This window comes from Thiococcus pfennigii, assembly GCF_016583835.1.
In the GTDB taxonomy this organism is placed as follows: domain Bacteria; phylum Pseudomonadota; class Gammaproteobacteria; order Chromatiales; family Chromatiaceae; genus Thiococcus; species Thiococcus pfennigii.
On sequence record NZ_NRRW01000042.1, the window covers coordinates 1 to 15,030 of the forward strand.

Here is a 15,030-nt window from a genome sequence, read left to right on the forward strand (position 1 = left end):
GACGAACAATCAGGCAGTTAGCGGCGGCGCCGTGGGCCCAGACGGCTTCCGGCCGCTCGACTTCCGGTGCCCGATTCGATTATAAGGCATTGTTCTTGCGATTGAAAACGACTTTCCGTCCAGGCACGAGCTATACCACCCACACCCAGACGACCCTGGGCCTGGTCTCGGAATCCACCTACGACTGGGAACGCGACCAATGGTCGGTAGCGGTGATTCCGCAGGTCGGACAACTGTTCAAGCTAGGTCCGCAGATCCTTCAACTCGCGGTCGGCGCGAAGTATTGGGCCGAGGCCCCGGAGAACGGCCCCGAGGGCTGGGGTCTGCGGGTGCTGTTGACCCTGCTCTTCCCGCGCTAGGGCACCCTATCCAACCACTGCCCGCGACATCGCACGAACCTGGCGACAAGCCGAGCCTAGGAGAGAGATGGTGCACTTCCAGCACGTAATCGATTCACTGCCAATCGTCGGTTTCTTCGTCGCCTTCTCGATCGCCTCGCTGATTGCGATCGAGGTCGGTTACCGCCTTGGGCGCTGGTCGCAGACGCGCGCATCGGACGAGAAGGAGGGTCCGACGAGCATGATCGTGGGCTCGCTGCTGGCGCTGCTCGCGTTCTTGCTGGCGATCACGATGGGCATGGCATCCGATCGCTTCGACACGCGCCGCCAACTGGTGCTTGCCGAGGCGAACGCGATCGGCACCCTGTACCTGCGGGCCGGCTACCTCCAGGAGCCGGCCTCGGGCGAGATCAGGGAACTGCTCCGCGCCTACGTGCCACTGCGCATCGTGACCAACGATCTCGCAGATCTCCGGATGAAGATTGCCCGCTCGGGCGCGATTCAGATGCAGCTTTGGTCGATCGCCGAAGACTTGGCCCGCGCCGCGCCCGACTCCGATGTCTTGGCGCTCTTCATCGAGTCGTTGAACGAGATGATCGACTTGCACGAGACGCGGATCACAGCGGGCCTGTATGCGCGCGTTCCCGAGACGATCCTCATCCTGCTGCTCCTCGGATCGCTGCTGACGTTGGCGATGGTGGGTTACAGCGCAGGACTCAGCGTTCGGCGCAGCGCGCTGACCACAGTGGTGCTGATCCTGGTCCTGGGCGCGGTCATCACGCTCGTGGTCGACCTCGACCGGCCGCGTGACGGATTTCTCGATGTGAACCAGCAGCCGCTCATCGACCTGCTGGAGCAGATCGGACGGGACGAACGCCATTAGGAACGATGCAGAAACAACCGACACGAGCATGCGGAAGACAAGAAACTATGAAATGCACAAAGGTCGCGAAAAACGGCAGAGCATCCCGCGTATATTCCGCCTTTTCGCGTGTTTCGCGTGTTTCGCAGTTCGAAGAAAATGCGCCGCTTGTTTTTCTTAGTTGTCACTTAGCGAGTCCCTCGCAGTAGCCGGCCGGTTGCAGCGACGGATGAGGACATCCATTCGCACGAGTCATCCACGAACGTGCGTGCTTCGAGCACCACGCCGCGGTTGTTCGAGGTCGAAGTGTCAGGTACAGGCATTCCCTAAGGTGGGGAAGGCGCGGGAATTCGAGGTGTGATCTTGACGAAACGACAATTGCCGATGAAAACAATAGCACCGGGCTCGCCGCGAGCCGCCGCCCGCAACGCGGGCCGCCTTATTTGTGCGCTGTGTCTTCTCTGCCTGGTGGCCACGCCGATCATCGCTCCCGCCGCTGCGGACACGACACGCCGCCCGAACATCGTCATCATTCTCGGCGACGACCTGGGTTTTTCCGACATGGGTTCCTTCGGCGGCGAGATCCGCACGCCAAGCCTCGACGCACTGGCCAACGAAGGGGTGCGCTTCACCAACTTCTACACCCACGCGACCTGCTCGCCCACCCGCTCGATGCTGTTGAGCGGCGTGGATACCCATCAGAACGGTCTGGGCAACATGGACGAGTGGACCGCGCCCAACCAGCGCGGCGTGCCCGGCTACGAGGGCTATCTCAACGACCGCGTGGCCACCCTGCCCCAGTTGCTGCGCGACGTCGGTTATCACACCTACATGGTCGGCAAGTGGCATCTGGGCAAGCAGCCGGACCAGATCCCGGCCGCGCGCGGCTTCGAGCGCGACTTCACGCTGCTCGACGGTGCGGGTAGCTACTGGGACATGACCAATTTCACCGGCGCCGCGCCCAAGTCGGTCTTCACCGAGGACGGGCGCTACCTGACCAAGCTGCCCAAGGACTACTACGCCACCAAGACCTACACCGACAAGCTGATCGGCTTCATCGACGCCCACCGGGCCGACGGCAAGCCGTTCTTTGCCTACGTCTCCCATCAGGCGCCCCACGATCCGTTCCACCTGCCCAGGGAGTGGCGCAAGCGTCATGTGGGCGAGTACGACCAGGGCTGGGACGCGGTGCGACAGGCGCGTCTCGAGCGTCAGATCGCACTCGGCATCATGCCCGCGGGTACCCAGCTCGCCGAGCGGATGTGGTTCATCCCCGATCCCATCACGCTCGCCCCGGCGGCCCGGGCGCTGTCCGGCAAGAAGATGGAACTCTATGCCGGCATGGTGGAGAACCTGGACTTTCATGTCGGTCGGCTCATCGACCATCTGAAAAAGATCGGCGAGTACGACAACACCATCTTCATCGTCTTCGGCGACAACGGCGCCGAGGGGACCGATCTGTTCAAGATGATCGCGGGCAATCCGGGGACGCGCGACTTCCTGCTCGCCGCCATCAAATGGTCACAGACCCATCCCAACGCCTGGGGCGACCCCGGCTCCTATGTCGGCTATGGCCCGATGTGGGCGCAGGTCTCCATGACCCCCTTCAGCCAATACAAGGGCTGGGTCGCGGAAGGCGGCATCCGCAACGCCCTCATCGTCAGCGGCCCGGGGGTCGCGCGGCCAGCGGGCAGCATCAATCACGGACTCATGCATGTGGCCGACATCATGCCGACGCTGCTCGATATCACCGGGGCCGGCTATCCCAAGCGGTTGAACGGCCGCGAACTGCCGCCGCTCATCGGCAAGTCCTGGCGGCCGATGCTCGCGGGGCGCACCGAGTCGCCGCGCACCGAGCGCGACCCCCTAGCCTGGGAGATTTTCGGCAACCACGCCCTGCGTCAGGGCGACTGGAAACTGCGCTGGCAGCACAAGCCCTTCGGCACCGGCGACTGGGAACTCTTCGATCTGGCCAAGGATCCGGCCGAGCGGCACGATCTCGCCGCCAAGCGTCCCGACAAGCGCAAGGCGCTGCTGGCGCTCTGGGATGACTACGTGCGCAGGCACAACGTGATTCTGCCCGACCGCTCCATGTTCGAGACCCTGGACGACACCCTGCCAATGCGCGTCCCGGACGATGCCGGCTATCCGCCGCTGATCTACAAGCGCCAGTTCGTGCCGCCCGAGGATCGGCTGGCCGAGCCCAAGCCCTGAGCTTTCACCCACTACAGACTAGAGAGAGCCTTCATGCACGAGGAGACAGATTCGACGACGCGCGCCGGCGGGGCGCGCCTGCCAGCCACCGCCGCCCTGCTCGCCCTGGGCGCGCTCGGCCCGCTCGCCGTCCAGGCCCAGACCCCCGCGCGTTTCTACCTGGACACCCTGTCCGGCTCCAGCGCGGTGCCGCTCATCGTCGAGTCGGTGAGCGGCAACACCAACCCCTTCGATCCGGCCCATACCGTCACGCCGGGCGCGGACTTCGACGCCACCCTGGCGATGGTCGGCTATGGCCACACCTTCTCGCTGTTCGACCGCGCGGCGCTGGCCGCCATCTTCCTGCCGATGGGGCGGATCTCGGGCGATGTCACCCTGGGCGGCGGGCGCACCTTCGGTCAATCGGCCAGCGGCTTCGGCGATCCGACGCTCGAGTTCGCCATCAACCTCATCGGCCCGCCGGCGCAGAAGGATATCCCCGACGCGATGCGCTACGAGCCGGGCTTCTCGCTCCATCTGCTCGCCGATCTGGCCCTGCCGATCGGCGAGTACGACAGCGACCAGGCGCTGAACATCGGCATGAATCGCTGGTACGGGCGCATCGGGGCGCCGATCACCTGGCAGGTCGGTGCCTGGGTGCCGGGCCGGCGCACCACGCTGGAGCTGCTGCCGTCGGTCTGGCTGTTTGGCGAGAACAGCGACTATGTCGGGCAGACCCTGGAGACCGAGCCGATGTTCCAGCTGGACGCCCACCTGACACGCGACTTCACCGAGCATCTCTGGGGCTCGCTCGACGCGGTCTGGTTCAACGGCGGCGCGGCGACCATCGACGGCGTGAAGGGGGATGCGAACGACACCTTCGGCCTTGGCCTCACCCTCGGCTACAGCATCAAAGAGAACTTGCAACTCACCTTCGGCTACAAGTCCACGCTCAACGACAGCAACCCCGGCGACATGCAAATGGACAGCTTCAACCTCTCGCTGCTCTTCGGCTGGCATCCGCTGGTCGAGGGGTCGCGGCGGTTGCAAGAAAACCCTCACTAAGGGCATTGAGGCGTGACACGGGCGGCCATCCTTGTCACGCCCAGCGCCCAGGGCGACCTTCCGGATATTCCGGATACAGCGTCAGGTCTTGCCTTTTGCCCCTCAATGAAGCTTACGCCTGGCAAGCCCGACAAGATACTTCGGTTGACGTAGAGACCCCGTCCGGTAGCACCGTCAGGAAGCCCGGGCCGCGTGTGCCACCTTCGATGCCCTGTCGCCCCCCAGGGGGCTCCTACAGGAGGGGCGGGGGTTCGGCGCGCCGAAGATCCCCGTGCCGCAAAGCCGATCTCGCCCGCCAGGTCGCAGTAGAGACCGAATAGGGCTGTCGCGCGGCTCTGCCCATCCGACTTATGGGTAATAATGGCCGTGGTATGGCTGTGAGCAGCGCACCGTCTATGTCCGCCGTTGGCCGGTAGTTGCCGCCGAGCAGAACCTGGTGGGCGCTCCACGACGGATACAGGTCCGCAGCCGACCCCGAGCGGACATCGGCCGGATCCAAACCGCAGGTCTCACGGCATTTTTCGGCCGCGCAGGCTGCTGATGCCGATGAAGTCAGGTCCCGCGCCCATCCGCCGAGTCTAGACCGTCGCTCGCTACGCTCGGACGATCTAACCTTATTCGTTGGGCAGATCAGCCGGCGATGCTTTCGACCTCTGCGATGATCTCGTTGAGGAGCCCGGGGCGAATGTGCAGCGTCGAACGGCTGGGGATGGTTCGGAGCAGATCCGCAACAGTTCTCGGGTCGCGCTGCTGGCGGCGGACGGCACGCAACAGGATGCCCAGCGTTCCATGGACGGGCAGTCCGATCTGCTTGGCCACGAGGCGGGCCGCCATATCATCCGTCAACAATAGATCGGCCCCGTGCTCTTCGGCGATCTGAAGCGCTTGGGTCTCGCCCACGTGCAGGGGCATGAGCCGGGCGAGTGCGACGAGTGATGCCGATGGCGGGTGCCGAGGCCCGACGCGGATGAATGCACCGGCCATCCGATCGAAAAGACAAGGGCGGTGTGCCTCGACCTCGGTCCAGACTGCGTCGGGCACCAGCACGGTCTGGAAATCACCCAGCAAGTCCAGTGCTCCCAACTCGTCCAGATGGATCAGAGGACCGGCATCGCAGACAACGACCCGGATCAAGGGCCTATCCTTGGCCACGCAAACCCCAGTCGACGTCTTCGCGGATGAACGCCTCGTTGAGCTCCGCGCTGTGCGAGATCAGGTAGCGGCGTAACGCATCCGTAAGTATCTCATCGAGGTCCGTTGCCCAACCATCGCGTACTAGGATCGCGGCCTGTTGTACCAGTTGATCCGGGATGTCCACCTGAACGGAAGTTGTCATAGAATCAGCTCCGGCGGTTGTCATCGAATCAATTTCAGTCGCCTAGGCCTTGGAAAATGAAGCGAAGCGGAAATCGCATTGTCGCTTCGCGTTCTGAAAAATTGCCCCGATGGCAATGTCTCAAAGTCCACCAAAAGACGTCCATCCACCCGAGTGCCGGAGAAATATCCGGTCGACTCCCGAGGACTGCGGTCCGGATGTCCGGTGATGGCCGAATCCTGCCGCCGGACCGGGTACCGGTCAAGGTCCGCTCCTGACGGCACGTGCCCCGAGGGCCTGGAGGCCGTGAACCAGCCTCTAGCCACCTCCCTCATGCCTCGATATGCTCGGCGATCTCCAGTGCATCGTCTACCTCGATGCCCAGGTAGAGGGGGGCGGGGCCAGGTCTCGCATCGTGGCATTTCCCACCTGCCGGACTTCATCTCGCGGACGGCCTCGGGCAATTCGGCGCCGATGTCGCGATCGGCGTCTCTTGCGAGCCGCGCTGGTTCAGTCTTCGGCATGATCCACATCTCCCGCGTCGCATCGAGCACATGCGCTGGCAAGCCAGTCTCGGGCGTTCCTGGCGTCGATCAGGAGAAGCCCGGTGCATTCGTTTGCCGGCCGGTTATGGCCGCGGCTCACCCGCCTGGGGGCAACGGTAGCCAGAAGGCCGCGCGATCTCGCACACAGGTGCGGCGAGGTTGAGGGGCGACAAGCAGGCGCCGATCGCCCCCCGTCCGGATCGATCGCATCGAGTGGCGCTTGGGACTAAGGAGACGCTGATTTATTGGCCGTCCTGGCCAAAGATCGGCACGGAAGTCGAAAGCGCGGTTGCCGACTTCTCTCATGTTCAGTCGCTTATCGCGACTGAACATGGCGGGGCTCCTGCCCCGCACGGGAAGCGCTGAATACTTCAGCGCTTCCCTAAGGGACGACGAGATAGATCTCGACGCGGCGGTTCTGACTGCGTCCCGTGCTGGTCGCATTCGTCGCGATCGGTCGGGCTTCGCCGAACCCCGTTGCCGCCAATCGCTCCGACCCCACCCCGCGGTCGATGAGGGCTTGGCGCACCGCGTCGGCGCGTTCCTGCGACAGGGCCAGGTTCGTAGCGGTCGGGCCCGCGCTATCGGTATGACCCTCGACCAGCGCGGTCAGCTCCGCATGCTCGACGAGCAAGGCCGCGATCTGGTCGAGGCTAGGCATCTTCCCGGGCGGCAGTCCGGCGGTACCTGATCGGAAGGCCAGTTCCTGTTGGGGCAGACTGAGTCGAATCCCTTGTTCGGTGCCTTCGGCATTCAGGGCAAGCAAGCGGTCGACGAGGTCCCAGGCATTCGTGGTCTGACCGGAAGTCCTAGTGCGATGCCCCACGTCGCCTCCCTGGACGCCGCCGAGCATCGTCTTGAGGCCTTCGATGCGACCACTGGCGATGTTGAGCTCCCGGCGACACTCCTCGTACGCCGAGCGCGACTCTTCAAAGCTGTCTTGCAGCGCCTGCAGTTCCGCCTGGGCTTCGTCGAGCTGATCCTGCAGCCCGAGATCTTCCGGCTCGGCGGAAACACCTTGAAGGCACATCGAGAGGGTGGCGAGCCCGACCAGTAACATGGCGAGTCGGTGGCGGATAGGTTTGCGGGCTGAAATGACCGAGATGAACATGCGGATCCCCCGTTGGTCGTCGTCCGGAAGCGAGGTCTTATTGCTGGCTGGCATAGAAGGCGAAGAGGGCCTCTAGGCTCGACTCACCTTCGCGCTCGATCATCTGTTCGAGATTCTTCTTCATCCTTCGCTCGATCGGGCGACGCCCTTCGCGGAAGTCTTGCATGGCATACTGGAGATACGGAATCCACTGACCCGCGGTGATGTAGTATTCTTCGTCGATCAGCGGCTTGCCGCCGTCACCATGGCACCTTTCGCAGTACTTGTCGTGCAGGCGATAGCCCGTGTCGACGAGTTCGCGGTTGAACTCCTGCCGTGCCGGGACGAACGGCAGCTCGTAAAAATAGCCGGCCATCAGCTCGATCTCTTCCCGCGTGTAGCCCCTGGCGATTCGCCCCATCACGGTGCTGTAGATCTCGTCGCTGCTGAAGCCTTCCATCACCCCGATGAAGTAGTCCGGGTGCATCCCGCCAATCGATGGCGCGACCGGCCCGACGCTCGCACCATGTGTACCGTGACAGCCAGCGCAATTCATCGCGAGGGTGCGAGCCTGCGCGCCGTCCAGCAGATCGTCGGCCTGGCTGGTCGAGACGGCCCCCAGCAGGATGAGGCCGCCGAGAAGCGCCGGCGTGAGGGTAGTCTTCTTCATAGATCCTCCACTTGGTTGCCTATTGGTTGTTCTATCGACAGAGATTGTCCCGGTGTTGCACCAGGGTCGAGCTGCACTGCTTCGCCTGCGCAGCTGTCCCGCCGTGTGGCGCTGACTGGAAGGCGGTCGTAGTGCAATCAGTGTCCGGCAATTGAGGCGCCGGAAGCGAAGACAGTCGACAAGCCGACCGACGCGAGGGCAGGCGTCGCAGCAAGGAAGAGCGCCCTCTTCCAAGGCAACTTGTTGGAAGCGGGCATAGAACCCCTGGTGGCGCAATCGTTCTTGTTATAGGTGCTCGATCCCTGACGCGATGGCCGCGCCACCGACCTCGACCTGCGCTGCCGCGCAGTTGGATCGCCGATTTCGGGTATCGACGATCTCGGCCCCCTTCACGGCGATGTTACGGTATCGGCCCGCGTCCTGCCAATTCTCGGAGCAATGCAGGCTTTCCAGCCCGCAGACGTGCCACGAGGCCCTGTTGATGAGCCCTTCCATCCCGGGGCACCTCACGACCTTACGCGCTCGATCCCGCCGGCCGACGCGCGATGAAGGAAGGTCTCCGCCCGTTCCGAGCCGAACGGTTGCCGAGCCGGGTCGATGACGATGCATTCGGTCGTTAGCCCGATATCGTCCGCCTATTTCGAGATTCCCGCCAGACCATACCGCTGCAGCCGCGATCGCAAGAAGGGGGCAAGCAAGTCGTCGTAGGTCTCGCGCCCCGCTCTGGTGTCCGCCCCGCCCCGGTGTCACCATTTAGCTGACCCTGGTCAAGAGGCGACAGAAGTTCCTCGCGGCCTGGCGCGATGATCTGGATCAATTATCCACGAAACGCTGCGTTGTGCCTTGGACGCGCCGTCGGCTCTCTTTCTGGTGGTTGCGGAGCCGATCCGCACCAGCCACCCTTCAGGTTCTAGGCGCTGGGGCTGCTCCCGATGGGGAGAAGACACCCGGCCCGTGGCTCATGCGAGCCCCAGAAAATCGGCAGTACCCCGCCAAGGTCCGTGTGGTACACGGCCATGCCTGGAGGCGGGCCGTGCGTTCACAGATCTCTGGCTGACGCTCCGGTGGAGCGCACCCAACCCCGTTGTGGCTCAGCGGCGGGGGCGTCTCGGTCACCTACGCGGTCGCTCCGGGTCGGTTGCAATCCTCGGCGGGAATGCCTCGGGGCTCAATCAGATCTGGTGGCTGCTCGCCAACCCCGTGTCCGAGCCCACCGAGCCATGCCCGATTTGGTTCAGGCGAAGGCGCGGTTCACATCGAACTCGCGGCCCTCGCGCAGAATGTGGTAGCAGGCGCGTGCCAGCTTGTGGGCGACTGCCTTGGTCGCCACCACGGCCTTGGTCTTGGCGCGCTTGCGTTGGTAATAGCGCTTGATCTGCGGGTTGTAGCGCACGGCGAAGTCCATCGCCTACCTCGTGGCCGGCAAGCTCACCCACTTGCCCGCCTCACCGTTCGACCTGAAACAGGCTCCCAACGCGTTTCACCTGGCCGCGTAGCAACCGTACACGGACACACTAAACCTAAGGGAGCCCACATTACCCCGTTGTCTCAGTTGAACAGGCGGCGCCTCAAAGCCTGCGCCTCTTCCCTCTCTGGGGCGACTTGCTCCAGACGTTGCAACAGATTCCATGCCTTAACTGGCTCGCTACTGTGTAGGCTTTCGGCAACGCCGAGCAGCGGACGGTAGGCCGGCGAGAAATCGGGGCTTGTCCTGAGGATGGCGAGCAATGGGCCCTCCACCTGGTCGAGCAGCATCACGGGGTCCCGTGTTGGGCGCGTCTTAGTCCCTAGGGAGATGAATTGGTCGCGGGCCGCCCAGTAGGCAACCAAGCGCTCAGAGGCAAGCGTCCACTCATCGTCCGGCATGCGGGCTAGGATGTCATCTGGCTTGGCAGTCACGCCATTGATTACCTCCAGCAGAAGGTCGGCGGATCCGCGCTGCTTGTCGTAGGCGAAGGCTGGGGCCTGAAACCGCACCACCGGATGGTCGTCCGTGTTAATGGCCCCCCGGCCAGCGAATGCCGCGAGCGCCGTACCCTGCCCTAGAAATCCCCCCGGCAGTGCCAAGGGCTCATGCAAGCGTATGCGCCGCAGGGCTTCGTAAAGCCTCCTGGCATGCACTCGGTTTACCAGCCAATTCGGCTTCAGTCGGATATCGCTATTGCTGCCAATCAATCCGAGGATCGGGGCGTCAACGCTGTAATGGGCGAGCCACGCGCTCGCATTGGGAAAGACATTCAAGAAGGTGCGTACTATGGTGTTGAGAGTTGCCCGGTCCATCTGATAGAGCGGCAACCATTGGCAGAAGATCCCTTTGTCGGACAATCGGCCCCGTATGGCTTGGAAATGCTCTCGGGTATAGAGGCTCGCCGACCCGTCCCTGGCGGGATGAAACAGGTCGGCAACCACGACATCGTACGAAGCCTCTACGGAGGCGACGAATCTGCGGGCATCGGCCACCTGAATCGTCAGACGCTCGGTCGACTCGATGGGGCCGGTCGCCTCGGCGAAGTGTGGCAGCAGCTCGACCACCTCTGGCACCAGCTCAACGGCCTCGGCCTTCAGCCCCGGGTGATCCAAGGCGGCGGCGAAGGTGACACCTGCCCCAAGGCCCAGGAATAGGGCACGCCGGGGCTCAGGGTGCAGCAATAAAGGGATATGCCCCTCCCGGCGGTCTGAGTAGACCGAGGACGTACCGCCCATTTGAAAGCGATTGTTGACCTTTAGGTGCCGATCGCCGTTGCGATCACCGACCACGGAGACCGACGCCATCACCCCGTCTCGGTGCGCCAACAACTGACCACCGCCGGGAACGGTCACGAGGCGCAGCGAAAGTGGCGCGAGCAGGAGTATCGCCGCCGCGCCGGCGGGCACCAGGGAGAACCTCGGAAAACCTCGATTCAATGGTAGTAGGAGGGCGAGATACCCGACTGCAATCAGCACGATCGTTGCTTTCACGCCCAAATTGGGGAGGAGAAGCACGCCGAAGAGCGGCGGCGCCAAGGCCCCACCGAGCGTGTTGGCAGCCACTGCGTTCCCTATGGCGTTCCGCGGCCCCTTGAGAGCCTGCGAAAGGTGGCTGAATAGAGCGCCCATCGCCAAGGTCGGCAGGAGGAACACGACGAGCGCCAAGACCAATTCAGCCGTCAATGTGCCATAGGGGCCGAGCCCCTCGGCAAGCAGTAAACTTTGGTAGCTAGAGGGGGCCACGACGAGCGCGCCGGCTGACACCAGGGTAGACACGGCGGCCAAGGTCAGAAGCAGGCCAGCGGTGGCAACGATATCCCGCCGGCGGGCGAAGCGGTGGTAGAGCCAGGCGCCGATCGAAGTCCCGGCGAGGAAAACGACGAGCAACAGGGCGAAGGTGAAAACCGTGTTTTCCAGTACCTGGCTAAGAACGCGGATCACCAGGACCTCGAGTCCGATACCGAGCAGCCCGGTAATGAACAGCACGAACAGCAGCGCCCCGCGATACGGTGCCCCCGGGGGGTATACGTCGCTGGACTCGCCGTGACCGAGAGAAGGTGCCCGTAAAGGCGATGTGTCCAGCGGCGCCGACGCGGCCCGCCCCAGGTACAACGCCGCGCCCGCGCAGGCCAGATTCACGAGCGCCATCAGTATCGCCGTCCTGGCATAGCCGATTGCCGGAGCAAAGACGAAGGTCGTGACCAGAACGCCGAGCGCGGCCCCTAGCGTGTTCGCGCTATAGACCCCGGCCACGCCCCAACCGTCCTCACGGAGGCGGGACATCCATCGCTCCAGGGCAGGAAGCGTCGCACCCATGGCGGCCGTCGCCGGCAGCAGGCACAACAGCGGCCACCCGAACGCGAAGAGCCAGTGCTCCAGCGGCGCAGGTGAAGGCCCTAGGTGCGCGGCCACCCAATTCCCGGCCGCCGGCAGCAGATAGGCCAGGGCCAAGGCCCACAGGCCGATCAGCACTTCGAGGGCGGCATACCAGGTGGCCGGGCGCGGCGTTCGGCTCAGCCGAGGGTGCAGGGCCCACGCGCCGAGCGCCATGCCGGTGAAAAAGGCGGCCAAGACGCCGAGAATGGACAGGATCTCGTGCCCCAGCGTACCGGCCAGTGCATGCGTCCAGACGATCTGATAGCCGAGCCCCGCAAGCCCCGAGCAAACGGAAACGATTAGGAGCAGACGTTGAGCGACGGGCGGGGAAGACCAGCGAGACGATCGAGTCATGGGGCGGAATTCGATTCGGGGAGGCACGACAGCCCAAGATGCATTGTCGGGACCGCAGAACAGCGGCACACCGTCAACGGCCCACATCCCTGTGGGGCCATTCTTGGTCCCTCAAAAAGGAGCCGAGTGTCCCTACTTCACGTCGATGAAGATCGGGTTCGAGTAGAACCAGAGATCCGCATAAGCCTCAGCAACCTCGTCCAGCTTGCTGGTGGTCGCATTACCCAGCTTGCTATTCAGGACATAGTCTTCGATATTCCCGATCAGGTTGCCGGCTAGCTCTTCGCCCTCCATGCTGTACAGATTAGTCTCGGCCTCGGAGTCGGCCAAGGGGTTGCCGTACTCATCAGTCTCGAAGGGCACATTGGCTGGCAGGTTGGTGCCACGGAGACGGAAGTACATGTCCTCGTCGGCCTTGAACCAGTGGAAGTAGGTCATGTAGCCAAACCGGGGACGAGCAGGACGCTCGAAGGTTTTCACCACGGACGTCGACTCGTTGGTTTCCTTACAGTACGGGATGTCAGTCTCGAGGTCGCGGGTATCGACATCCGGGCAACCGTCAAAGTCAGCAGGGGGTTCGATATAACCTGTGACCTTGCCGCCGATGAGGTCGATGTGGTCCAGTTCGGGCCGATTGAGCGGTTGCTGCACGCCGATCTGTGCCAGTGATGGGTTGTTCATATCCAGCGGGCAGTGATTGGCCCCGACTGGGTCGCGAACCTTGATCTTCAGGAGGACCCAAGCGCCCTTGCGGACTTCAAGGGTCTCACCCATGATGGCCTTCTTTCCGCCGGAGTAGGCGGTGAACTCCAGCTTGTCGATCAAGTCGCCCATGACGTGCCAGGACGCGCCGGAGCGCACCCCGTCGAACACCGCCTGAATCGGGTCGGGGTTCGAGGTGTCGATGTAGGTGTAGGTCTTCTGATACTCGCCGGGCCAGAAGTCGCTCCCGCCGGTGCTCCAGTGGTTGTGGTAGTCCGAGCTGGCGAAGTTCCACCAGTTGCGGCCCTCGCCGAGCAGCGCGTCCCAGAGACCGCCGACCTTGGCGCTGTAGTAGCCGGACCCGCCATAGGCGCCACCCCCATCAGAGCCGGTGCCGAATCCACGCGACCCCGAGGTCTGGTGTCCAGGAGCCCCCTCGAAGCCAAAAGCAACGTCGGGGCCTGCGTTGTTCCAGTTGCGGTAATCGGCGATGTTGTAGCTGTTGGCCCGCTCGATGTGGGCTGGTACCACCCAGGCATCGCCGAGCCCCTGATCCTTCAGGGCCTGCATGAACTCCACGGCCGCGATCGCGTCCTCGGCCGTCACATTGGTCTTGTCCAAGCCAGCATAACCCGCAAGCAGGCTCCCCTGGCCGTTGCGGCTGGTGTCGCCGTCGTTTTTGTCATAGCGGTATTCGAACTCGCTGATCAAGGTCGCAGCATCGTCGTACTGATGGATTGCCGTAGAGCAGTGCTCGTGGCCCGGGACGTTCCACTCAAGGCCGGAAATGATCGTCTTATTCGGCATCATCGTCCTTGCGGCCTTGATATCCGGATAGACGAAATCCCGTAGGCTCTGCCAGCGCCACATCACCTGGTGGCCGCCCGATTCCCTGTAGTCGCCGAGGATCGGGTTGACCGGGTAGACAGCCGGGTCGTCCCAGTTTTCGCCGTTGCCGTCGCGGTTGCGACTGCCGCCGTGCTCTGAATTAGCCCACCAGTCGAGGCCGAACTCCTCGTTGGACTGCGTCACCTCTGAGAAGGTGTAGCTGCCGTCCGTGTAATAGGTGTGTTGATGAAAGTCTCCCGGCATCCACTCGCCTGCAAGCGCAGGCGCGACGAAGAGAGTATTGATAGCTATCGTCCCCCCAAGCGTGGCCGCAACGGCCGCTTGAAGGGGCATGGTCATGAGTCGCATGGATTAGTGTCCTCATTATCCAAGGCCAAGGCCAAGGCCAGCCGCACCGTATCGGATCTCGCCAGCTGACCCACACGCGGCGCGCCGACCCCGCTGTTGTCGGTATCGCAGGAAATCGTCCCGGGGTCAGGTCGCGTCGGGCACAGGCTCCAACAAGGCCTTGATCGTCTGTTGACCGACACACTACAAAACCGTGAAACCACTGTGATCATTGACACTAATCAAAGGGAGACATGAGTAGCAAGATGCTTCAGCTAGCATGCAGAACCCAGAGAATCCAAATGCCGACGTTGGCATCGGGCGTCCGCAACCGGCGACTTTTGGCGCTTACGCGTAGCCCGAAAAACGGTTTCTCGATCGGATCTCGGTTCGGCTGAAGCGTATTGCAAATCAGAAAGGGAGATGGGACCCAGTCTGGCCTCGTGGCATCTTTCTCCCCTTCTCGACAAGGGGAGACGTCAGCGACCGGCGGGGTGCGATAAAGCGAGCACCCCCGCCCTTGCGGATCTCATCGACGCCGAGCGGCTCGCCCGCATCGCGGCCCTGCTCGGCAAAGATTGGCGCCGAACAGCTCGGCCAAGCCAAGCGGGCCTTGTGCGATGACTAGTCCTCCGGCGAGCTCAGGATGGTGCAGGCGCATCCGGCGCGGACGACGCCATGACGGAGGCGGCCCTGGCGGACTAGGCGCATTGTTGGTGCCGAGGAACAGCGCCCAAGAGCCCTGGGTAGCAGAGAACACAGGGTCAGGCCCCCAGAGTGCGAGAAGGAAGCCCCTGCAAACCTTCCCCGCGAACTGAGGCGATTTCCGTCACCAGGTCGGGTCGTTCGCCGGAACGGCTCGCGGCGGCGTGCGACC

The 15,030-nt window shown here is 63.5% G+C and carries 13 protein-coding genes; 4 read left to right on the top strand and 9 right to left on the bottom strand.

All coding sequences use genetic code 11. The features are described from left to right. From CKO41_RS13025 to CKO41_RS13040, 4 genes are all read left to right on the top strand, one after another. A partial coding sequence (locus tag CKO41_RS13025) for a hypothetical protein (protein WP_207144031.1) occupies positions 1-359 on the top strand: 359 nt, incomplete at its 5' end. A gap of 67 nt (positions 360-426) precedes the next feature. Beyond that, positions 427-1,221 (top strand): bestrophin-like domain, encoded by a 795-nt coding sequence (locus CKO41_RS13030; protein WP_200382595.1) that lies wholly within the window; start codon positions 427-429, stop codon positions 1,219-1,221. A 447-nt stretch (positions 1,222-1,668) separates the two neighbouring features. Next, a complete protein-coding gene (locus CKO41_RS13035; protein ID WP_200382597.1) occupies positions 1,669-3,414 on the top strand; it encodes a sulfatase-like hydrolase/transferase in 1,746 nt (581 codons plus the stop codon). A gap of 33 nt (positions 3,415-3,447) precedes the next feature. Then, positions 3,448-4,458: a transporter gene (locus CKO41_RS13040; protein WP_200382599.1), complete on the top strand. Its 1,011-nt coding sequence runs from the start codon at positions 3,448-3,450 to the stop codon at positions 4,456-4,458. Positions 4,459-5,088: 630 nt separating this feature from the next. On the opposite strand, the gene CKO41_RS13045 is transcribed toward CKO41_RS13040, so the two are convergent. The 9 genes from CKO41_RS13045 to CKO41_RS13085 all read right to left on the bottom strand — a co-directional run bounded on the left by CKO41_RS13045 (position 5,089) and on the right by CKO41_RS13085 (position 14,174). Next, the gene (locus CKO41_RS13045; RefSeq protein ID WP_207144033.1) at positions 5,089-5,592 is read right to left on the bottom strand and encodes a PIN domain-containing protein; all 504 of its coding nucleotides are present in this window, start codon (positions 5,590-5,592) and stop codon (positions 5,089-5,091) included. Between the two features lie 4 nt (positions 5,593-5,596). After that, positions 5,597-5,794 (bottom strand): CopG family transcriptional regulator, encoded by a 198-nt coding sequence (locus CKO41_RS13050; protein ID WP_200382602.1) that lies wholly within the window; start codon positions 5,792-5,794, stop codon positions 5,597-5,599. 906 nt (positions 5,795-6,700) lie between these two features. After that, positions 6,701-7,429 (bottom strand): OmpA family protein, encoded by a 729-nt coding sequence (locus tag CKO41_RS13055; protein ID WP_200250210.1) that lies wholly within the window; start codon positions 7,427-7,429, stop codon positions 6,701-6,703. Positions 7,430-7,466: 37 nt separating this feature from the next. After that, positions 7,467-8,078, bottom strand: a complete 612-nt coding sequence (locus tag CKO41_RS13060) for a c-type cytochrome (protein ID WP_200382603.1) — start codon at positions 8,076-8,078, stop codon at positions 7,467-7,469. A 285-nt stretch (positions 8,079-8,363) separates the two neighbouring features. Continuing rightward, on the bottom strand, positions 8,364-8,573 hold the full coding sequence (locus CKO41_RS13065) for a hypothetical protein (protein WP_200382604.1): 210 nt from the start codon (positions 8,571-8,573) through the stop codon (positions 8,364-8,366). Positions 8,574-8,584: 11 nt separating this feature from the next. Then, positions 8,585-8,704 carry a DUF3400 domain-containing protein gene (locus CKO41_RS19150; protein ID WP_200250255.1) on the bottom strand — a complete coding sequence of 40 codons (120 nt, stop codon included), beginning with the start codon at positions 8,702-8,704 and terminating at the stop codon, positions 8,585-8,587. Positions 8,705-9,312: 608 nt separating this feature from the next. Next, on the bottom strand, positions 9,313-9,483 hold the full coding sequence (locus tag CKO41_RS13075) for a hypothetical protein (protein ID WP_200250218.1): 171 nt from the start codon (positions 9,481-9,483) through the stop codon (positions 9,313-9,315). Positions 9,484-9,626: 143 nt separating this feature from the next. After that, positions 9,627-12,275 carry a fused MFS/spermidine synthase gene (locus tag CKO41_RS13080; protein WP_200382605.1) on the bottom strand — a complete coding sequence of 883 codons (2,649 nt, stop codon included), beginning with the start codon at positions 12,273-12,275 and terminating at the stop codon, positions 9,627-9,629. Positions 12,276-12,407: 132 nt separating this feature from the next. Then, the gene (locus CKO41_RS13085) at positions 12,408-14,174 is read right to left on the bottom strand and encodes a CehA/McbA family metallohydrolase domain-containing protein (protein WP_200250223.1); all 1,767 of its coding nucleotides are present in this window, start codon (positions 14,172-14,174) and stop codon (positions 12,408-12,410) included. Positions 14,175-15,030 lie beyond the last annotated feature (856 nt).

What these genes read in the sequence shown, in the direction of transcription:
- CKO41_RS13060 (WP_200382603.1), bottom strand. Translation starts at nt 8,078, where the DNA reads ATGAAGAAGACTACCCTCACGCCGGCGCTTCTCGGCGGCCTCATCCTG.
- CKO41_RS13030 (WP_200382595.1), top strand. Translation starts at nt 427, where the DNA reads ATGGTGCACTTCCAGCACGTAATCGATTCACTGCCAATCGTCGGTTTC.
- CKO41_RS13050 (WP_200382602.1), bottom strand. Translation starts at nt 5,794, where the DNA reads ATGACAACTTCCGTTCAGGTGGACATCCCGGATCAACTGGTACAACAG.
- CKO41_RS13085 (WP_200250223.1), bottom strand. Translation starts at nt 14,174, where the DNA reads ATGCGACTCATGACCATGCCCCTTCAAGCGGCCGTTGCGGCCACGCTT.
- CKO41_RS13055 (WP_200250210.1), bottom strand. Translation starts at nt 7,429, where the DNA reads ATGTTCATCTCGGTCATTTCAGCCCGCAAACCTATCCGCCACCGACTC.
- CKO41_RS13065 (WP_200382604.1), bottom strand. Translation starts at nt 8,573, where the DNA reads ATGGAAGGGCTCATCAACAGGGCCTCGTGGCACGTCTGCGGGCTGGAA.
- CKO41_RS13075 (WP_200250218.1), bottom strand. Translation starts at nt 9,483, where the DNA reads ATGGACTTCGCCGTGCGCTACAACCCGCAGATCAAGCGCTATTACCAA.
- CKO41_RS13040 (WP_200382599.1), top strand. Translation starts at nt 3,448, where the DNA reads ATGCACGAGGAGACAGATTCGACGACGCGCGCCGGCGGGGCGCGCCTG.
- CKO41_RS13080 (WP_200382605.1), bottom strand. Translation starts at nt 12,275, where the DNA reads ATGACTCGATCGTCTCGCTGGTCTTCCCCGCCCGTCGCTCAACGTCTG.